Source organism: Streptomyces sp. 3330, from assembly GCF_031456635.1.
Taxonomy (GTDB): domain Bacteria; phylum Actinomycetota; class Actinomycetes; order Streptomycetales; family Streptomycetaceae; genus Streptomyces.
Map to the genome: position 1 here is coordinate 447,707 of NZ_JAVDVA010000001.1, position 20,469 is coordinate 468,175.

Sequence of the window (20,469 nt, forward strand, 5' to 3'; positions counted from 1 at the left end):
GGTCGTGCCGGGGGCGCGGGGCGTCACCCTCACACCCCCCTCCCCGCTCCGCTGAGGGCAGCGTTCCTCGCGGGAAACAACGGTGATGCGGTCGGGTAACGTCGGCAACGCACGCTCCTGGACATGACCTCGAATTCGCGTGTGGTGGTGATCGGCGCCGGCCTCGCGGGCGTACGACTCGCCCGCCGGCTCGGCGAGCTGGGCACGCCCGCGCTGCTGATCGGCGAGGAGGAGCACCGGCCCTACAACCGGGTCCTGCTCGCCGAGGTGCTGGCCGGCCGGTACGCCCCCGAGGTGATCGCGCTGCCCGCGCCCGCCGGACTGGTCAGGGGCCGGGTCACCGGCATCGACCGCGACCGGCGGACCGTGGCCTGCGCGGACGGCTCGGAGATCGCATACGACACCCTGGTCCTGGCCACCGGGTCCAACCCGGTGCTGCCGCCCCTGCGCGGTCTGTTCACCCCCGACCACGTCCTGCCGGAGGGCGTCCACGCCTTCCGCACCATGGACGACTGCCTCGGTCTGTCGAAGGCGGTGCGGCCGGGCGTGCGGGCGGTCGTCATCGGCGGCGGGCTCCTCGGGGTCTCCGCGGCCCGTGCGCTCGCGGTACGCGGCGCCCAGGTCGTCCTCGCCCAGCAGGCCGAGCGGCTCATGGAGCGCCAGCTCGACCCGAACGCGTCCAGGCTGGTGCACCGGCATCTGAGGGACCTGGGCGTCGAGGTCCACACCGAGTGCCGGGTCCGCGACGTGCGCTGCGTCGGCGGGGCCGTCCGCTCGGTGGAGATGGCCGACGGATACGCCCTCGACGCCGACCTGGTGGTGCTGGCCTGCGGGGTCTCCCCGCGCGCCGGACTCGCCAAGGCGGCGGGGCTCGCCGTGCACAAGGGAATCCTGGTCGACGACGCACTCCGCACGTCCGACCCGTGCATCCGGGCCGTCGGCGACTGCGCGCAGCACGACGGGACCGTGTACGGGCTGGCCGCGCCCGCGCTGGAACAGGCGGACGTCCTCGCCGAGGCGCTCGCCGGGGACACGGGCTCCCGGTACGCCGGCACCCGCGCCCTCACCCGGCTCACCCTCACCGGACACAGCGCCTTCGACCTCGCCGCGTTCGGCGAGACGGAACCGCGCCCCGGCGACGACGTCGTGCAGCTCGCCGACGCCACCCGCGGCACCTACCGCAAGGTCGTCGTCCGCGACGACCGCCTGGTCGGCGGGGTCCTCGTCGGCGAACTCGGCACCGTCGGCGCGCTGGCGCGCGCCTGGGAGGGAGCAGAGCCGCTCCCCTCCGACGGCGGCCCCCTGCTCCACCTGCTCACCAACGATGGAGGCTCCTAATGACCGCCACCCCCGGGGGCACCCCCACGATCGTGCTCGTCGGCCACGGCATGGTCGGCCAGCGCTTCCTCGAAGCGCTCGCCGAGCGCGGCCTGACCGCCACGCACCGCGTGGTCGTGCTGTGCGAGGAGCCGCGTGCCGCGTACGACCGCGTGCAGCTCACCTCGTACTTCTCGGGCCGGACGCCCGAGGAACTGTCCATGACGGACCCGGCGTTCATCGCCGACCACGGGATCGAGCTGTACGTCGGCGACCCCGCGGAGACCATCGACCGCGAGGCCCGCAAGGTGACGGCCCGCTCGGGACTGGTGGTCGACTACGACATCCTCGTCCTGGCCACCGGCTCCTACCCCTTCGTGCCGCCCGTCCCGAACAAGGACGCCGAGGGCTGCTTCGTCTACCGCACGATCGAGGACCTCCTCGCGATCGAGGCGTACGCCAAGTCGCGTGCCACGACCGGCGCGGTGGTGGGCGGCGGGCTGCTGGGCCTGGAAGCCGCGGGCGCGCTCAAGGGTCTCGGACTCACCTCCCACATCGTGGAGTTCGCGCCCCGGCTGATGCCCGTCCAGGTCGACGACGGCGGCGGCGCGGCCCTGCTGCGCACCATCGAGGACATGGGCCTGAGCGTCCACACCGGCGTGGGCACCCAGGAGATCGTCGTCGGCGAGGACGGCGCGGTCACCGGGATGAAGCTGTCCGACGGCTCCGAACTCGCCACCGACCTGGTGGTGTTCAGCGCCGGTGTCCGGCCCCGTGACCAGCTGGCCCGCGAATCCGGCCTGACGGTCGGCGAGCGCGGCGGCATCGCCGTCGACGAGCAGTGCCGCACGGTGGACGACCCGCACGTGTTCGCGATCGGCGAGTGCGCGCTGGCCGCCGACGGCCGGGTGTACGGCCTGGTGGCCCCCGGTTACGAGCAGGCCATCACGGTGGCCGCGACCATCGCCGCCGACGAGTCCGAGCAGCTGTCCTTCACCGGCGCCGACCTCTCCACCAAGCTGAAGCTGCTCGGCGTGGACGTCGCCTCCTTCGGTGACGCGCACGGCGCGACCGAGGACTGCCTCGACGTCGTCTACTCCGACTCCCGCTCGGGCCTGTACAAGAAGCTGGTCATCGGCCGCGACGGCACACTCCTCGGCGGCATCCTGGTCGGCGACGCGGAGGCGTACGGCACCCTGCGCGCCTTCACCGGGTCCGTGCCGCCCGTCTCCCCCGAGTCGCTGGTCCTGCCGGCCGGCGCCGGGGAGTCCGTCCAGCTCGGCCCGTCCGCGCTGCCGGACGAGGCGATCGTCTGCTCCTGCCACAACGTGTCGAAGGGCACGATCCGGGGCGCGGTGACGGAGCACTCCTGCACGACCGTGCCCGAGGTGAAGAAGTGCACCAAGGCCGGTACCGGCTGCGGCAGTTGCGTCAAGGTGCTCGGCCAGCTGGTCACAGCCGAGCTGGAGGCGAGCGGCGTCGAGGTCGACAAGGGCCTGTGCGGCTGCTTCTCGCAGACCCGCGAGGAGCTGTACGAGATCGTCCTGGCGCTGCGCATCAACACCTACCAGGACCTCCTCGACCGCTACGGCCGCGACGGCGCCCGGGGCGGCGACGGCTGCGAGGTCTGCAAGCCGGCCGTCGGCTCGATCATCGCCTCCCTCGCCCCGACGATCGGCGCGAGCGGCTATGTCCTGGACGGCGAGCAGGCGGCCCTGCAGGACAGCAACGACCACTTCCTCGCCAACCTCCAGAAGAACGGCTCCTACTCGGTCGTCCCCCGCATCCCCGGCGGCGAGATCACCCCCGAGGGGCTGATCGTGATCGGTGAGATCGCCCGCGACTTCGGCCTCTACACGAAGATCACCGGCGGCCAGCGGATCGACATGTTCGGCGCCCGCGTCGAGCAGCTCCCGCTGATCTGGACCCGGTTGGTGGACGCGGGCTTCGAGTCCGGCCACGCCTACGGCAAGTCGCTGCGCACGGTGAAGTCCTGCGTCGGCCAGACCTGGTGCCGCTACGGCGTCCAGGACTCCGTCCGCATGGCGATCGACCTGGAGCTGCGCTACCGGGGGCTGCGCTCCCCGCACAAGCTCAAGTCGGCGGTGTCGGGCTGCGCCCGCGAGTGCGCCGAGGCCCAGTCGAAGGACTTCGGCATCATCGCCACCTCCAACGGCTGGAACCTCTACGTCGGCGGCAACGGCGGCGCCACCCCGCGCCACGCCGACCTGCTCGCCCAGGACCTCGACGACACCGAACTGGTCCGCCTCATCGACCGGTTCCTGATGTTCTACATCCGCACCGCCGACCGCCTGGAGCGCACCTCGACCTGGCTGGACCGGATCCCCGGCGGCCTGGACCACGTGCGGGACGTGGTGGTGGAGGACTCGCTCGGCATCTGCGAGGAGCTGGAGTCCCTGATGACCGACCACGTCGCGCACTACGCCGACGAGTGGGCGACCACCATCAACGACCCCGAGAAGCTCGCCCGGTTCGTGTCGTTCGTCAACGCGCCCGACACTCCCGACCCGGTCGTCGGCTTCGTCCCGGAGCGCGACCAGATCAAGCCCGACCTGCCGTTGCTCTCCATCGGCCACCGTCCCCTGGAAGGGAGCGCCCAGCGATGACCCTGGCACCCGAGACGACCGACCTCAAGGTCCAACTGCAGCTTGAGGACCAGTGGTTCACGGTCTGCGACCTCAGCCTGCTGATCCCCGGCCGGGGCGTGGCCGCCCTGCTGCCCGACGGCCGCCAGGTCGCCCTGTTCCGGGACCGGGCGGGTGAGCTGTACGCCGTCGACAACCGCGACCCGTTCGGCGGCGCGGCCGTCCTGTCCCGCGGCCTGACCGGTACCCACGAGGGCCGCTCGTTCGTCGCCTCCCCGCTGCTCAAGCAGCGTTTCGACCTCATGAGCGGGGAGTGCCTGGACGACGACACGGTGCGCATCGCCACCTATCGGGTGCGCACCGCCTGACCCTCGCCCGCCGTCTGCCGCCGGCCCGGCGCCGTGGAGGGCAGGCGTCCGGCCGGACGTCGGCTCCGGACGCCGGTGCCCGCACCACCGCCGGGGCCCGCACCGCCGCCGGGGCCGTCGGCACTCACCGTGCCGCCGGTGCTCCCGGTGCTCCCGGGTCGGCCCGGTGCCGCCGGGAGCCGGACCACCGCGTCGAGGCCGCCGCGCGGCGCGGGACGCAGGACCACCTCGCCTCCGCTCGCGTGGGCGAGGCGCTGCACCAGGGCGAGGCCCAGACCGGTGCCGCCCTTGGGTGCGTCCGGCGCGCGCCAGAAGCGGTCGAAGGCCCGGCGGCGCTGCTCCTCGGTCATCCCGGGGCCCTCGTCCATGACGTGCAGCTCGACCCGGCCCGGGCCGGCCGGACGGTGCGGATGCCGGTGCGGGTGACGGTGCGGGAAGCGGCGCTCGTGGGGCGGGTGGTAGCGCGGGTCGACGGAGACCGTGGAGCCCGGGGGCGCCACGCGCAGGGCGTTGGAGAGCAGGTTGTCGAGGATCTGCTCCACGGCCCCGGGCAGCGCCAGCACCTCGCCCGCGTAGTCCCCCGCCAGCGCCAGCCGGACGCCGTGCCGCTCGAACAGCGGCGTCCACGCCCGGTGCCGCTCCGCGCACACCCGGCCCAGGTCGACCGGCTCCCGTTCCACGGCGCTCTCGTCCAGCCGGGCCATCGCGAGCAGCCCCTCGACCATCCGGGCCAGCCGGTCGGTCTCGGTCAGCGCGGCGGTGAGCGAGCCCCGCGCGTTCAGGGCGATGTCGTGCTCCAGGTTCTCCAGCCGCAGCCGCAGCGCCGCGAGCGGGGTCTTCAGCTGGTGCGAGGCCTCACCGGCGAAGGCCCGCTGGGAGGCCAGCAGGTGTTCCAGCCGGGCGGCCGTCCGGTTGAAGGTCGCGGCGAGGCTGCGGACCTCCGGCGGCCCCTTGGTGATCGCCACCGGAACGGCGGTGCCGCCCATGGCCAACTCCTTTGTGGCGTGCTCCAGTTCACGGATCGGGCGGCCGGTCCAGCGGGCGATGACGAACCCGAGCGCGGCCACCGCGGTGAGCGCCGCCAGTCCGCCGAGGGCCAGCAGCAGCCAGACGTGGTGGACGCGTTCCGACACCGTCCGGGTCGGCACGGTGATCCGGACGGCGCCCTGTTCCTCGACGCCGTGCCGTACCGGGGTCGCCACCGCGAGGTACTGCACACCGCCGATGGTGGAGGTGCGCACGTCGGCCGTCTCGGTACCGCGCAGGGCGGCGGCGATGCCCGGCCAGGAGGCGAGGCCGCCCTCCTCCCGTTCGGTGAGCGGATGCGAGGAGGCCAGCAGGCTGCCGCTTCCGTCGACGATCAGCACCTTGCCGCCGATGCGTTCGGCGCAGTGCGCGGCCCGCTCGGGCAGGTCCTGCGCGGCCCGGCCCGCCGCGATGGACAGCGAGGCGAACGCCGAGACCGACTCCGCCTCGTCCTTCGCCGCGTTGGTCACCCGCTCCCGCTCACCGCGCGAGTACACGAAGCCCAGCGGGATCTCCAGGCAGAGCAGGACCAGAACGGCGAGCGTGAGATAGCTGAGCAGCAGCCGACGGGTCATCGATAGGCCGCCGAGTCGTAGGCGTGCGGCTCGTGGACGGGCTGCGCGTAGGCCGAGGTTTGGTATGCCGGAGTTTCGTGGGCCGAGGGTTCGTAGGCCGGTGGTGCGTAGGCGGGAGGTGCGGGGGCCGGAGGTGCGGAGGCCGGTGGTTCGTACGGCTGTCCCGCGCTCGGGGAGGTGGTGTGCACCGCCAGCCGGAAACCCACTCCGCGCAGCGTCTGGATCCACGCGGAGTTTCCCAGCTTCCGGCGCAGGGTGGCCACATGGACGTCCAGCGTCTTCGTCGGCCCCTGGTAGTGCGGGTCCCACACCCGGTCGAGGATCTGCTGGCGGGAGTACACGGCCCCCGGATCCTCGGTGAGCAGCGCGAGCAGCTCGAACTCCTTGGGCGTCAGGGTCACCGTCTCCTCCCCCACCCACACCTGCCGGGTGCGCCGGTCGACGACCAGGGGACCGGCGGCTGCGCCGGGGGCCGGGGCGGTGACGGCAGGGGCCGCGAGGGGAGGGGCGGCGAGAGGAGGGGCGGCGAGAGGAGGGGCGGCGGGGGCTGCCGGCGCGAAGGACTCCCCGCCGACCGGCTCCTGTCCCGTGAACTCGCTTTCGGCCAGCCCCCGGTGCGTCCGGCGGGTCACCGCGCGCACCCGCGCCACGAGCTCACGCATGCTGAACGGCTTGGCCAGGTAGTCGTCGGCGCCCAGCTCCAGGCCCAGCACCCGATCGGCCTCCTCCCCGCGGGCGCTGAGGATGATGATGGGGACGTCGGAGGTCTGCCGGATGCCGCGGCAGACGTCGATGCCGTCGATGTCGGGCAACCCGAGGTCGAGCAGGACGACATCGCCGTACGGCCCCCTCAACCCCTCGTCCCCGGTTGCGACATGACGCACCGACAGCCCGAAGTTCCCGAGACCCTCGACGAGCGGTTCGGCGATCGTCCGGTCGTCCTCGATGAGCAGGACTCGTACACCCATGCGTTCCCGTCTCCCCTTGCGCCGAATTCACGTGTTCCGTGGCTCCGTCACGCTACAAGAACGGTCAGGAAAACACCTCGAATCCCCCGGACAATGTGAGCAGCGGCTCAACTCCGGACGAAAAATATCCCCTTCTTGTCGGCGGTTTAGTGTTCCTCTAACCTTCACCTGGCATTGGCTCCCCTACGGTGATGAGGAACTGGTCGGACCCCCATTCCGACCAGCTCTGACCTGGGAGGATCCGTGAAGGAACTGCTGGACCGAGCCCGCTCGTTCACACGACGGGTCGATTTCGAGAGCGGCGAATACCGGCGACTGGCCGAGGGTCAATATCCCGAGGCATTGTTCATCACCTGCTCGGACTCGCGGGTGATACCCGCACTGATCACGGGCGCGCGGCCCGGTGAGATATTCGAGCTGCGAAACGCGGGCAATATCGTTCCGCCGCACGACCGGCAGGGCGCCTCCGGCGAGGCTGCCACCATCGAGTACGCACTGGAGGTGCTCGGCGTTCAGGACATCGTGGTGTGCGGCCACTCCCACTGCGGCGCGATGGGCGCCCTCAAGTCCGGCGACGACCTGTCCGCCCTTCCCGGTGTGGACGCCTGGCTCCAGCTGGCCCGCCCCCGGCTGGCCCCCGTGCTCGACGGCGACGTCGAGGACCCGTCGATGCCGGACGTCGCCCAGCTGAACGTCGTCAACCAGCTTGCCGTGCTGCGGAGTCACCCCGCCACGCAGCGACGCCTCGACGCCGGGCGACTGCGCCTGCACGGCTGGTACTACGAGGTGCACACCGGTCAGGTGCACGAACTGGACGAGGACGGCCGGTTCCGGGTGCACGCGGCATGAGCGGCGCACACGCCAGGCACGCCCGCACGCGGGGCACGGACACCGCCACGGGCACGGACCGGGACACGAGCACCGGCCGGGACACGGGCGGCGACTGGGACACGACCGGCGGCTGGAGCACGGGCACGGACCGGGGAGCGGGCGGGGTCGGGGCAGCAGGAGCGGACCGGGGATGGGGCGCGTACCGGGGATCGGGCGCGGACTGGAGCTCCTCGGACAGTGACGGAAGGGGCCGCACGTTCAGGGAGGCGGCCGGCCTGACCGGTCGGCCGCCCCGGCCGCCCGCGCAACCGCCCCGGCCCCTGTCCCCGCCGCCGCCGACACGCCCACCCGCACGGACGGCTGCACCAGCACAGCCACCGGCCCCGGCAGCCGCAGCCGCAGCAACGACCGCGCGGGACGCCACCGCGAGGGGCGCCGTGAAGGGTGGCACGAGGAGCGCTGCACAGCGCGCCGCGAAGGACACGGCCACGGCGGCGGCGAGGGACACCGCGAGGGCCGCTCTGAGAGCGGTTGTGCCGAAGGGTGACCTGGCCACCGAGATCACCGCGTCCCTGGTCGTCTTCCTGGTCGCGCTCCCGCTGTGCATCGGCGTGGCCGTCGCCTCGGGCGTCTCCCCCGAGCTGGGCATCATCTCGGGCGTCATCGGCGGCCTGGTGGTGGGCGCGGCGCGCGGCAGCACGCTCCAGGTGAGCGGCCCGGCCGCCGGTCTCGCCGCGCTGGTCGCGGAGACCGTGCTGGAGTACGGCGTCGCCATGCTCGGCGTGATCGTGCTCTTCTCGGGCCTCCTCCAGATCGTCCTCGGCCTGGTGAGACTGGGCCGGTTCTTCCAGGCCGTCTCCCTGGCCGTCGTCCAGGGCATGCTCGCGGGCATCGGCCTGCCGCTGATGTTCAGCCAGGCCTACCCGGCGGCGGACGCGAAGGCCCCCGGCACCCCGCTGGAGAACATGGCCGGCATCCCCGGCCTGCTCGGGGACACGGTCGCCGACCCGCAGGCGATGATCGCCGCGGGGCTGGGCATCGTCACGATCGTCCTGAGCTTCCTGTGGAAGAAGGCCCCGGGGCCGGTGAGGAAGGCGCCGGCGGCCCTGGTCGCGGTCGGCATGGGCATCGCGGTCGCCGCGTTGCCGGGCGTAGACGTCAAGACGCTCCAGGTGGGCAATCTGCCGGCCGCCGTCGACGTGCCGGGAGCGGAGCAGTTCGCGGGACTGGCGGACGCCGGGATCATCACCGCGATCCTCACCTTCACCGTGATCGCCTCGGCGGAGTCGCTGTTCACGGCGGCCGCGGTGGACCGTATGCACGACGGTCCGCGCACCCGCTACAACCCCGAGCTGATCGCCCAGGGCGCCGGCAACACGCTCGCGGGACTCCTGGGCGCCCTGCCCGTCACGGCGGTGGTGGCGCGCAGTTCCGCGAACGTCCAGGCGGGCGCCAGGACCCGGCTCTCCCGCACGCTGCACGGCCTGTGGCTGCTGGCGTTCGCGCTGCTGCTCCCCCAGGTGCTGGCCCTGATCCCGGTCTCCGTCCTGGCGGGCGTGCTCGTGCACAGCGGCTGGAAGCTCTTCGCCCCCGACGAGTTCCCGAAGATGTGGCGGCAGGACCGGGGCGAGTTCGCCGTCATGACGCTCACCACCCTGGCCATCGTGGCGACGGCACTTCTGGAGGGCGTCCTGATCGGCCTCGCGGCGGGCATCGTGCTGGCGGCGCTGCGGATGTCCCGGACGGTCATCCGGCAGCACATCGAGGACGACACCGCGAAGGTGGTGATGGCGGGCAACGCGACCTTCCTGCGGCTGCCCCAGGTCATCGAGGCCCTGGAGGCCGCCGCCGAGGCCGGCAGGCCCCGGATCCGGCTCGACCTCACCGGCGTGACCCACCTCGACCACGCCTGCCGCAGCCAGGTGGAGGAGTTCACCGCCCAGCAGCGCGGCAAGGGCCTGCGGGTGGAGCTGCTGATGCCGGGCCCGGCGAAACGACCGCCCGCGGAGGGGACGGCCGCGTCGAGGGCAGCCACGGAAGACGCGGCCACGGAGAGGGCGGCCGGACCGCCGTCCGACGGCACCCGCCCCTCCGCCCCACTGCCGCGCCGCCGCCGGACGCCCCCCGCGCCCGCCTCCGCGCCGCGCACGGACTCCACTCCCGCCACCGGCTCCGCGGCCGTCCCGGGGGCCGCTCCCGGCCCCACCGCCGAGTGGTTCTACCTGGACACCACGCCGATGCCGGAGGACTTCGCGCAGCGGTACGCGCAGGAGTACGCCCCGGTGTACCCGCAGGAGTACGCCCCGGAGTACGCGGAGGAGTACGCCCCGGAGTACGCGGAGGGATACCCGCGGGCGTACTCCGGGGGGTGGGCGGACGACCGTGCCTCCGGGTTCGCCCGAGGCCAGGCGTGACGCGACCGCCGCCGGGGACGGGCGGCGAAGGGCGGCAGGGGCTCAGCCCTCGAGGGCCTCGTAGGACACGCCGGTCAGCTGCTCGGAGGCGGCCCACAGCCGCTCCCCCGCCCGGTCGTCCAGGGTCCAGGGCGCCCGCCGCGACGGCGCGGGCGCACCGCGCCACATCGCGAGGGACGGCCCGGTGAACGAGTCCGGGCGGACACCGGGCGCGGTCGCCGCGTACAGGGTGGGCAGCGCGCCGGCCCCGGCGGGCTGGGCGAAGACGCGGTTGCCGAGCGCCATCAGCCGCTCGGCGACCGCGCGCCCCTCCGCGCGCGGTCCCGCCGTCTGGAGGTTGGTGGACGCGTACCCCGGATGCGCGGCCGCCGCGACGACCTCGGCCCCGGCCGCCGCGAGTCGGCGCGCCAGCTCGTGCGTGAAGAGCAGGTTGGCAGTCTTCGTGCGCCCGTACGCAATCCAACGACGGTACTTGCGCTCGGAGTTGAGATCGTCCGGGTCGATGTTGCCGAGCAGGTGGGCCATGCTGGAGACGGTCACGATCCGCGCCGCCCCCGCCGGCCGGTCCCGGGTGGTGAGCAGCGCGGGCAGCAGCAGCCCCGTGAGGGCGAAGTGCCCGAGGTGGTTCACGCCGAACTGCGTCTCGAACCCGTCGGCGGTGGTGCCGTACGGCATCGCCATCACGCCCGCGTTGTTGACGAGCAGGTCGAGCCGGTCGTACGGCAGGGCGTCGGCGAACTCCCGTACCGAGGCGAGGTCCCCGAGATCGAGCCGCCGCACCTCCGCCTCCGCCCCCGGCACCTCCTCGAGCAGCCGGCGGACGGCATCGCGCCCCCGCGTCTCGCTCCGGCAGGCGAGCACCACCCGTGCCCCCTTGCGGGCGAGCTCGCGCGCGGTGACGTACCCGAGCCCGCTGTTGGCCCCGGTGACGACGGCGGTGCGACCGCTCTGGTCGGGAATGTCGTGCGCGCTCCAGCCGGACATGGCCGTACTCCCTCCGCAGTGTGCGGGCAGCCTACGGCGCTCCCGGTCATCCACCCCGCATCTCCCCGTTACGACGTGTCCACGACATGGCTACCCTGCGCTTCTAGCGTTCGGCAGCGCACGACCCCTGAACGACCCCGTCGCCGGGACCGGCGTACGGGCCGGTTCACCACACCACCCCCGGGAGTGAGCGTGGAACGTCGTACCTTCCTGCGTGCGGCCGCGATCGGCGGCTCGTCCGCCGTGCTCGGCGGAACCCTCTGGCGCGGCGCCGCCTACGCCGCCCCGGCCCAGCCGGGCACGGGCCCCTACGGGGCACTCGGCGCGGCCGACGCCAACGGCATCCGGCTCCCGAGCGGCTTCACCAGCCGGGTGATCGCCCGCTCCGGCCAGACGGTGTCCGGGACGTCGTACACCTGGCACAACGCCCCGGACGGCGGCGCCTGTTACGCCGACGGCACGGGCTGGATCTACGTCTCCAACTCGGAGATCAACCCGTCGGGCGGCGCGAGCGCGGTGAAATTCTCGGCGGCGGGGACGATCACGGCCGCGTACCGCATCCTCTCCTCCACGCGCCAGAACTGCGCGGGCGGCAGGACCCCGTGGAACACCTGGCTGTCCTGCGAGGAGGTCGACCGCGGGTACGTCTACGAGACCGACCCCTGGGGCACGAAGGCGGCGGTCCGCCGGGACGCCATGGGCCGCTTCAAGCACGAGGCGGCGGCCGCCGACCCGGTCCGCAAGGTGATCTACCTGACCGAGGACGTGACCGACGGCTGCTTCTACCGTTTCCGGCCGACGAGCTGGGGCGACCTGTCCTCGGGGACCCTGGAGGTCCTGGTGGCCGGCACGGCCACGAGCGGCCCCGTGACCTGGTCCCCGGTGCCCGACCCGTCCGGCGCCACCGCCACCCGCAACCAGGTCGCGGGCGCCAAGCACTTCAACGGCGGCGAGGGCTGCCACTACGCCGACGACACCTGCTGGTTCACGACGAAGGGCGACAACCGGGTCTGGCAGTACAACGCCGCCGCCCAGACGATCGAGCTCGCCTACGACGACTCGCTGGTGACGTCCGGCACGGCTCCCCTCACCGGGGTCGACAACGTCACGGGCTCCGCCTCCGGCGACCTGTTCGTGGCGGAGGACGGCGGCACGATGGACATCTGCCTCATCACCCCCGACGACGTGGTCGCGCCGTTCCTGCGCGTCGACGGCCAGTCGGGTTCCGAGATCACGGGCCCGGCCTTCTCCCCGGACGGCACCCGCCTGTACTTCTCCAGCCAGCGCGGCACCAGCGGCAGTTCGTCGGGCGGGATCACCTACGAGGTGAAGGGCCCCTTCCGGACGTAGGAGACCCCGGGCGGACCCTGCGGGACGCCCGGGAACCAGACAGCGGCGGGAGGAACGCGGTCGGGCGGCGGCTCGTCACTCGCCGCCGAAGCCAAAGCCGAAGCGCCACGGCCGTGGCCGTGGCGGTGGCCGTGGCCGTGGCGGTGGCCGTGGCCGTGGCGGTGGCCGTGGCGGTGGCGGTGGCCGTGGCCGTGGCGGTGGCGGTGGCCGTGGCGGTGGCCGTGGCCGTGGCCGTGGCGGTGGCGGTGGCGGTGGCGATCCGGTACGACGCCCGGCCCACCGGAGCGGGGCGGCCCTCGACCCCTACGGGTGCCGCCCCGCTCCGACGCGCACAGAAGGTCACAGAACGGCCACACCTCTCACACCGCACGGAAAACGGCCATACCGTCGTCCCCTCACACCACAGCCCGGGGGACGCAGATGACCAACCCGTACACCACCGCACCCACCCGGAACCCTGCCCCCCGGTGGGCCAGGAAGCGGTACGTGCTGCCCGCGCTCGCCCTGGCCCTCTTCATCGGCGCGGGCATCGGCGGAGCCGACGGCGACAGGACGGACGACGCCGAGCCGGCCTCCGCCGCCCCGGGCCCCACGGTCACCGTGACCGCCACGACGACGGAGACGGCCGTCCCCGAACCGGCGGGCACGGTCACCGCCACGGCGACGGAGACGGTGAAGGTGACCAAGACGGTCACGGCGAAGGCGGCGACGGACGACAACGGTTCCGGCACCGCCGACGACTCCGCCCGGTCCGACGACTCGGCCGACTCCGGAAGCGTCTACTACGCCAACTGCTCGGCCGCCCGCGCCGCCGGCGCCGCCCCGGTCCGCGTGGGCGACCCGGGCTACGGACGCCATCTGGACCGCGACGGCGACGGCGTCGCCTGCGAATAGCGCCCGAGGACACGACCGCCCCGCACGCACTCGCCAGTCACCCGTCACTCACGAGGCCCGGCCCGACAGCGGCGGACACCCGGCGAACACCCCTGCCGTCACCAGCGGCCGGCTTCCACGCGCCACCGCCCTCGACATCCGCGGCTACGCCCGCCGAAGGGCGACACCCCCACCCAGGATGCCGCCCCACCTTCTTCACTCACCGACACCCCTCAGTCACGCCGAATCAACTCCGGATCGATCCGCCGCCCGATCAGGGGCAGGGACCCGACGGCGGCGAGCACCACGACCCCCAGGGCGCAGGCCAACAGCAACGGCACCCCAGCTCCGTCCCAGAAGACCTCGCCACCACCGGTGACCAGGTAACTGGACTCGGCGGCCTTCCCGGTCACGACCGCCAACACGAGGCCCACCGCCAGCGGCAGCACCACTTGCGCCACCTGCATAGCCCGCAACGTTCGAGGCCTGGCACCCAACAGAGACAGGGCGGTCACCTGAGGCCGACGTTCGACCGCGCGGTCAGTTGCAGCCACAAGGTAAGCGGCGACACCGATGACGAGGCCGAGCACCATACCCATGGCAAGGATCGTCTTGACGACGGTGATCTGCTCCAGGGCATCGACCACCAGACCAGGTGTCATCACACTGGCAGTCGGGTCAACACCGCCGAGGTTGTCAAGGACGGCACGAACGGTTTGGGGTGCTGAACTGCTCGTCAGGGTGAGGCTGGCCCCCTCAGGTCGAAACCCTTCTGGCAGAAAGGACGGTGGGAGTACGACATCGCCACTACTCAAGGTCGAGAGTCCTGATTCATCACCGAAAATCACCTGTTGCTTCGGCACTTGAACCATCATTACGTGCTTCGCGCCACTCTCATTTCTGAGATGGAACGGGAAGCTCGCACCAGGCTTGCTGTCCTCGTCGTAAGTTTCTTGAGGATTAACTGCCCGAAAAGGCCGCCCATCCACGCATCGTCCGATGTCAGGAACCATCCCACGAAGTTGACTGCAGGTGGCAATCACGGCCTGGATCACCGGCGGGAACTCGGCGTCCTGGTCCCTCCACGAACTCGCAACCACGCCATGGCCACGGACGCCCGTCACAGTCTCGAACGCTCGCTGCCGAGCTTGACTGACGCCGTCCAGAGACAGCGAGTACGACTGAATAGGTGACGTGTTCTTGGAAACCTGGTCCAGCTCGATGAGTACGCCTTGCGCGAGCGACGCCGCGTAAACAAGAAGCACTAGACCGGTCGCGACACGCAGGGCACCGCCCGGTTCTACCTCGTTACGCCTCATGGCCAGCCCGAGAGACAGGGACGGGCTCGCACGCGCCACCTTCCGGGCCAGAGTCCGCGAGATAATCGGGAGCGACAGGACCAGGCCGACACCGATGAGTACAACGGCGAGCGGCATGAGGATTGATGAGAGCGCGGTATCCCGGGGCACATGCCCCGTGGCACCGGCCACACAGTACCCGGTGACAACACCCAATCCTGGAAGGAGCGGCAACAGCCCCCACTTGGCTGGTGGTTTCTCAACCGCACTGCGTCTCACAGCCAATGGGTTCATCGCAGCCTTCCGGGCTCCGACCGCTCCTGCGAACCATGCAAGCGCAGGGCAACCAATCAGGCAGACGAGGGTGGCCGTAAGTGACAGCAATCCGTCGGCCGGATACCACCGGAATCCAGGAAGCCCAACGTGCGAAATTAGCTGGTTGACCAACGCGTAGATGCCGAGCCCGAGCACCGCCCCCAACAGCGCCGCAGCCACCGTCTCAGCCGCATTGACGCGCTGGACACCCTGTTTGCTCAAACCGATCAGCCGAAGTGCCGCAAGCCGTCGTGCACGAGCTGCGGCCGATAGCCGCGCGCACACAGTCAGATAGACCACCAACGGAAGCAGAACGACACCAGAAAGTGTAAACCGCACGATTTCCAGTGTAGAAGGCTCGACCGTTTCATCGTTCGTATAGGACCACCCGTAGAACGTAACAGGATTCCCGTTCTTGAGATGGTCCCGGGGAACTCCGATATAGGCGTACAGCTCGTCCGGGTGAGCCAACCCTTGAGCGCCAATAAGTCCCTGCACCCGGCCGGGCACCAACTGGGAGAGACCCGGCTCCTTCTCCAGCTCTTCGCGCAGCTGAGGCGACACGAACACTTCGCCGGGAGCTGGCAACCCGGATAGCCCCGGCGGAGGATCGATCGCAAAGGCACCTGGTGCATGGAAGATGCGAGTCATCGGCCGAGAGCCGTACGGGTCCGTCAGGCTGAGTTCAAGAGGCGCCATTTTTGCCATCACCCGCGATGGGCTTTCACCGGCACAGCAATCCGCCGAACGTGCCGCCTTGCGACCGTCCTGGGCTGCCAGGATCCCGGGAATCGCAAGCACCATGGCCAGGCAGCAGACGCCAACGGCGCTGCCGCCCGCCATTAGGAGAAAGCGCACCCGGTTTCCCCGCCCACTACCCAACAACAGCCGCAGCCCTAGGAAAATTTCCTTCATTTTGCCTCCCGCGCCAAGGCCGAAAGCACACCATCGCGCATCACATATTGACTGTCGGCCCGGGAGGCCACCTGGGCATCGTGCGTGACGAGCACAACGGCGGTGCCTTGGGACCGCGCGAGGGAGAGGAATTCCTTCAGCACAGCTGTGGCGTTGGCACTATCCAGCGATCCCGTCGGCTCGTCGGCAAATACCACTGCGGGCCGATGAACCAACGCTCGGGCGACCGCTACACGTTGGCTCTGGCCCCCAGACACCTGTGATGGCCGTCGCTGACGCAGGTCGGCTAGACCCAAGCGGCCGAGGACTTCCCCGGCTGCGGTCAACGCCTCAGACTTGCGCTGCCCAGCCAGACGCAGCGGCAGAGCGGTGTTCTCCTCCACGGTCAACTCCGGGAGGAGTTCGCCGTACTGAAAAACGAATCCGAAACGCTCACGGCGCATTGCGCTGAGCTCTTCGTCGTCAAGTTCGCCGAGGATACGCCCATCAAAACGGACTGCACCGCGCGCCACCGGCAGGACCCCGGCGAGGCAGTACAGCAATGAGGACTTTCCGGAGCCGCTCTGTCCGGTGATCGCCGCAACTTCCCCACGGCGAAGGATGATCTCAGCATTCCGGACAGCAGCCGTATCACCGTAGAAGAGATCTACATCTGTGGCGGACAAGACTTCTGGCTTATTGATGACGCTCCCCTATGGCGAGAGGGAGCCCAGATGCGCACATCTGAGCTCTGGAGTACAGAGTGTTCTCAGCGACCGCTGGAGAACTTCCTGGTGTGCGAGCAGTTGTCCGGATGCAGACTGCCGCGGTCACGACAGGCCTTGATCTCTGCATCGTCGGTGTAACGCTGAGCGCCATCCCAGTTCGAGTGGTGCAGGGAAACGGTCTTCCCCTGCTTTCCGTTGTATCGCGCCCATCCGTGGCTCTCGACGCGTACAAGCATGTACACGTTGTGGCCGTCTCGTGCGCTAGCGTCCTTCAGGCCACCTTTCCACTCGAAGGCGCCGTGATTCCGACCTGCCGGATTAAAGCGATACTCACCCTCTAGAAAGCGAACTCCCGACGAATGCAGATTCGGCATGTCGCGCCAGTCGGCAGCGCCCAGCGCCGTCCCGGCTCCCATCAGAAACGCCGCCGCCGCCATCACGCCAGCCAATGCCTTCTTCATCCCGCACCTTCCCGAAGCCGAAGGCTCGACAGCCTCCGCAGGTAACAGAAGGTAACGGATCACTTACGAGGCGAAACCTTTAGTCGCCAACCCACCATCACATCAGGCGATCGACTTCCAGCCACAGCACCGCAGAAACACAGTCACCGGACTGAGCAGTGGCCGGTCGGCGGAGTGGTGGGTCGGGCGGCCGCCCGGGTGTGCGCGTCCGGAGGCCGCCCCCACGCAAGAGGACGGCACCCCCGCACAGGGTGCCGTCCTCCTTGGTGCGCCGGAGCCGTAGCCGATCGGTGAGGGTCGGGGACCGGCGGCGGCTCCGGGGCTGAAGGGGGTCAGCGGTGCACGCCGCCGATCGCCCCACGCTCGGTCAGCGGTGGTCGCTGCCCGTCGACTGCGAGGCCGCCCGGCCCGCTTCCAGTCGGGCCACCGGGATCCGGAACGGCGAGCAGGAGACGTAGTCGAGTCCCACCTCGTGGAAGAAGTGGACGGACTCCGGGTCGCCGCCGTGCTCGCCGCAGACGCCGAGCTTCAGGTCGGGGCGGGTGGCGCGGCCGGCCTCGACCGCCAGCTTCACCAGGGAACCCACGCCGTCCCGGTCGATCGTCTCGAACGGGCTGACCCCGAAGATGCCCTTCTCCAAGTAGGCCGTGAAGAACGAGGCCTCGACGTCGTCGCGGCTGAAGCCCCACACCGTCTGGGTCAGGTCGTTGGTGCCGAAGGAGAAGAACTGTGCGGCCTCGGCGATCTGACCGGCGGTCAGCGCGGCGCGCGGCAGCTCGATCATCGTGCCGATCGAGAGCTTCAGCTGGACGCCGGTGGCGGCCTCCACCTCCGCGATGACCTGGTCGGCCTCCTCGCGGACGATCTCCAGCTCCTGGACCGTGCCGACGAGCGGGATCATGATCTCCGCGCGCGGGTCGCCCTTCGCCGTCCTGCGCTCGGCCGCGGCCTCGGCGATCGCCCGTACCTGCATGGTGAACAGGCCGGGGATGACCAGACCGAGGCGTACGCCGCGCAGGCCCAGCATCGGGTTCTGCTCGTGCAGGCGGTGGACGGCCTGGAGGAGCCGGAGTTCGTTCTCGTGGGGCTCCTGACGGGACTCCGCCAGGGCCACGCGGACCGACAGTTCGGTGATGTCGGGCAGGAACTCGTGCAGCGGCGGGTCCAGGAGACGGACCGTGACCGGGAGGCCGTCCATCGCCGAGAACAGCTCCACGAAGTCCTGCTTCTGCAGGGGCAGGAGCGCCTTGAGGGACTCCTCGCGCTCGTCCTCGGTGTCCGCGAGGATCAGGCGCTCGACCAGCTCGCGGCGGTCGCCGAGGAACATGTGCTCCGTGCGGCACAGGCCGATGCCCTGGGCGCCGAAGCGGCGGGCGCGCAGCGCGTCCTCGGCGTTGTCCGCGTTGGCCCGGACCCGGAGACGGCGCTTCCTGTCGGCGAACGCCATGATGCGGTGCACGGCCTCGACCAGCTCGTCGGCGTCGTTGGCGCCCGCGTGCATGCGGCCCTCGAAGTACTCCACGACGGGGGACGGGACGACCGGGACCTCGCCCAGGTAGACCTTGCCGCTCGAACCGTCGATGGAGATCAGGTCGCCTTCCTCGACGACGTGACCGCCCGGCACCGTCATCCGGCGGCGCTTGGTGTCGACCTCGAGCTCCTCGGCGCCGCAGACACAGGTCTTGCCCATGCCGCGGGCGACCACGGCCGCGTGGGAGGTCTTGCCGCCCCGCGAGGTCAGGATGCCCTCGGCCGCGATCATGCCGTCCAGGTCGTCGGGGTTGGTCTCACGGCGGACCAGGATGACCTTCTCGCCCGAGCGGGACCACTTGACGGCGGTGTACGAGTCGAAGACCGCCTTGCCGACCGCCGCGCCCGGCGACGCCGCGATGCCCCGGCCGACCTGCTGGACCTTGGCCTCGTCGTCGAAGCGCGGGAACATCAGCTGGGCGAGCTGGGCGCCGGTGACCCGCTGGAGCGCCTCGGCCTCGTCGATCAGGCCCTGGTCGACGAGCTGGGTGGCGATGCGGAAGGCCGCGCCCGCCGTGCGCTTGCCGACGCGGGTCTGGAGCATCCACAGCTGACCGCGCTCGATGGTGAACTCGATGTCGCAGAGGTCCTTGTAGTGGTTCTCCAGCGTCTCCATGATCTGCATCAGCTGGTCGTACGATTTCTTGTCGATCGACTCCAGCTCGGCGAGCGGGACGGTGTTGCGGATGCCCGCCACCACGTCCTCGCCCTGGGCGTTCTGGAGGTAGTCGCCGTAGACGCCCTGGTGGCCGGAGGCGGGGTCGCGGGTGAACGCGACGCCGGTGCCGGAGTCGGGGCCCAGGTTGCCGAAGACCATCGAGCAGACGTTGACGGCCGTGCCCAGGTCGCCGGGGATGCGCTCCTGGCGGCGGTAGAGCTTGGCGCGGTCGGTGTTCCAGGAGTCGAAGACCGCGTGGATGGCGAGGTCCATCTGCTCGCGCGGGTCCTGCGGGAAGTCGCGGCCTGCCTCGGTCTTGACGATCTTCTTGAACCGGGTGACCAGCTTCTTGAGGTCCGCGGCCTCCAGCTCGGTGTCGACCGTGACCTTCTTGGCGGTCTTCGCGGCCTCCAGCGCGTCCTCGAAGAGCTCGCCGTCGACGCCGAGGACCGTCTTGCCGAACATCTGGATCAGGCGGCGGTAGGAGTCCCAGGCGAAGCGGTCGTCGCCGGCCTGCTTGGCGAGGCCCTGGACCGACTTGTCGGAGAGGCCGATGTTGAGGACCGTGTCCATCATGCCGGGCATCGAGAACTTGGCGCCGGAGCGGACGGAGACCAGCAGCGGGTCGTCGGCCTGGCCGAGCTTCTTGCCCATGCGCTGCTCCAGCGCGTCGAGGTGCGCACTCACCTCGTCACGCAGTGCCGCCGGCTCCTCGCCGCTGTCGAGGTAGACCTTGCAGGCCTCGGTGGTGATGGTGAAGCCGGGAGGGACCGGAAGTCCCAGGTTGGTCATCTCGGCGAGGTTCGCGCCCTTGCCGCCGAGGAGGTCCTTGAGGTCCTTGTTGCCCTCGGTGAAGTCGTAGACGAACTTCACGCCCTCAACGGTCGCGGCCTGCTCGGCTACCTGGAGATCTTTGTTTTCCGACACGGGTCTCGACTCCTCGAGGACGCGGTGGCTGCCCTGACGGCCAGGAACATACCCAGATCGAAGGCTCCTGGGTACGTCCACTCGCGCGTCATGTGCCCGTAACCAACAGTCCGCCAGCGGATCGAAAGTCAAGGCTTGGCAAGCGCGTGGCTGTCGATGTTTTCACTTCTTGAACGCAAGCACCTTCCGACCGCCCCTCACATGCCCCATATTACGCTCAGATGAGCAGCGAGCGGCGCGATTGATTTCGATCGATGAACGATCAAGGGGTGGCACTCAGTGCCACCCCTTGGAGAAGTGCAGTCGCTCTTGAATCGCTCATCTGAGCACTGCCCCCCTCAGGGGT

14 protein-coding genes are annotated in these 20,469 nt (G+C 70.7%); 7 read left to right on the forward strand and 7 right to left on the reverse strand.

All coding sequences use genetic code 11. From position 1 onward, the window contains the following. Positions 1-123: 123 nt before the first annotated feature. Genes J2X68_RS01995 through nirD form a run of 3 tightly spaced genes read left to right on the forward strand, consistent with a single transcriptional unit; the run spans position 124 to position 4,291 of the window. The gene (locus J2X68_RS01995; protein ID WP_310430639.1) at positions 124-1,338 is read left to right on the forward strand and encodes an FAD-dependent oxidoreductase; all 1,215 of its coding nucleotides are present in this window, start codon (positions 124-126) and stop codon (positions 1,336-1,338) included. Continuing rightward, complete coding sequence (gene nirB / locus J2X68_RS02000) at positions 1,338-3,944, forward strand: nitrite reductase large subunit NirB (protein WP_310430640.1); 2,607 nt, start codon at positions 1,338-1,340, stop codon at positions 3,942-3,944. The genes J2X68_RS01995 and nirB overlap by 1 nt, the downstream gene beginning before the upstream one ends. Then, positions 3,941-4,291: a nitrite reductase small subunit NirD gene (nirD, locus tag J2X68_RS02005; RefSeq protein ID WP_310430641.1), complete on the forward strand. Its 351-nt coding sequence runs from the start codon at positions 3,941-3,943 to the stop codon at positions 4,289-4,291. The genes nirB and nirD overlap by 4 nt, the downstream gene beginning before the upstream one ends. Here nirD and J2X68_RS02010 read toward each other — a convergent pair. Continuing rightward, positions 4,270-5,892 carry a HAMP domain-containing sensor histidine kinase gene (locus tag J2X68_RS02010; RefSeq protein WP_310430642.1) on the reverse strand — a complete coding sequence of 541 codons (1,623 nt, stop codon included), beginning with the start codon at positions 5,890-5,892 and terminating at the stop codon, positions 4,270-4,272. The two genes, nirD and J2X68_RS02010, sit on opposite strands and share 22 nt — an antisense overlap. Beyond that, a complete protein-coding gene (locus J2X68_RS02015) occupies positions 5,889-6,860 on the reverse strand; it encodes a response regulator transcription factor (RefSeq protein ID WP_310430643.1) in 972 nt (323 codons plus the stop codon). The genes J2X68_RS02010 and J2X68_RS02015 overlap by 4 nt, the downstream gene beginning before the upstream one ends. Before the next feature lie 243 nt (positions 6,861-7,103). Between J2X68_RS02015 and J2X68_RS02020 the strand changes: the two genes are divergently transcribed. Further along, the gene (locus J2X68_RS02020; protein WP_310430644.1) at positions 7,104-7,709 is read left to right on the forward strand and encodes a carbonic anhydrase; all 606 of its coding nucleotides are present in this window, start codon (positions 7,104-7,106) and stop codon (positions 7,707-7,709) included. Between the two features lie 503 nt (positions 7,710-8,212). Continuing rightward, on the forward strand, positions 8,213-10,105 hold the full coding sequence (locus J2X68_RS02025) for a SulP family inorganic anion transporter (RefSeq protein ID WP_310430901.1): 1,893 nt from the start codon (positions 8,213-8,215) through the stop codon (positions 10,103-10,105). Positions 10,106-10,147: 42 nt separating this feature from the next. Here J2X68_RS02025 and J2X68_RS02030 read toward each other — a convergent pair whose 3' ends face one another. Next, a complete protein-coding gene (locus tag J2X68_RS02030) occupies positions 10,148-11,089 on the reverse strand; it encodes an oxidoreductase (RefSeq protein ID WP_310430645.1) in 942 nt (313 codons plus the stop codon). 192 nt (positions 11,090-11,281) lie between these two features. On the opposite strand from J2X68_RS02030, the gene J2X68_RS02035 reads away from it, so the two are divergent. Together J2X68_RS02035 and J2X68_RS02040 are read left to right on the forward strand one after the other, a co-directional pair. Then, positions 11,282-12,439 (forward strand): alkaline phosphatase PhoX, encoded by a 1,158-nt coding sequence (locus J2X68_RS02035; RefSeq protein ID WP_310430646.1) that lies wholly within the window; start codon positions 11,282-11,284, stop codon positions 12,437-12,439. A 420-nt stretch (positions 12,440-12,859) separates the two neighbouring features. Then, positions 12,860-13,333 (forward strand): excalibur calcium-binding domain-containing protein, encoded by a 474-nt coding sequence (locus tag J2X68_RS02040; protein ID WP_310430647.1) that lies wholly within the window; start codon positions 12,860-12,862, stop codon positions 13,331-13,333. Positions 13,334-13,545: 212 nt separating this feature from the next. On the opposite strand, the gene J2X68_RS02045 is transcribed toward J2X68_RS02040, so the two are convergent. From J2X68_RS02045 to ppdK, 4 genes are all read right to left on the reverse strand, one after another. Then, positions 13,546-15,840 carry an FtsX-like permease family protein gene (locus J2X68_RS02045; RefSeq protein WP_310430648.1) on the reverse strand — a complete coding sequence of 765 codons (2,295 nt, stop codon included), beginning with the start codon at positions 15,838-15,840 and terminating at the stop codon, positions 13,546-13,548. Beyond that, positions 15,837-16,505, reverse strand: a complete 669-nt coding sequence (locus J2X68_RS02050; protein WP_310430649.1) for an ABC transporter ATP-binding protein — start codon at positions 16,503-16,505, stop codon at positions 15,837-15,839. Before J2X68_RS02050 ends, J2X68_RS02045 begins: the two co-directional genes overlap by 4 nt. Before the next feature lie 83 nt (positions 16,506-16,588). Next, entirely contained in the window at positions 16,589-17,008 is a 420-nt protein-coding gene (locus J2X68_RS02055; protein ID WP_310430650.1) for a hypothetical protein, read from the reverse strand. Positions 17,009-17,375: 367 nt separating this feature from the next. Then, positions 17,376-20,123 carry a pyruvate, phosphate dikinase gene (gene ppdK / locus J2X68_RS02060; RefSeq protein ID WP_310430651.1) on the reverse strand — a complete coding sequence of 916 codons (2,748 nt, stop codon included), beginning with the start codon at positions 20,121-20,123 and terminating at the stop codon, positions 17,376-17,378. Positions 20,124-20,469 lie beyond the last annotated feature (346 nt).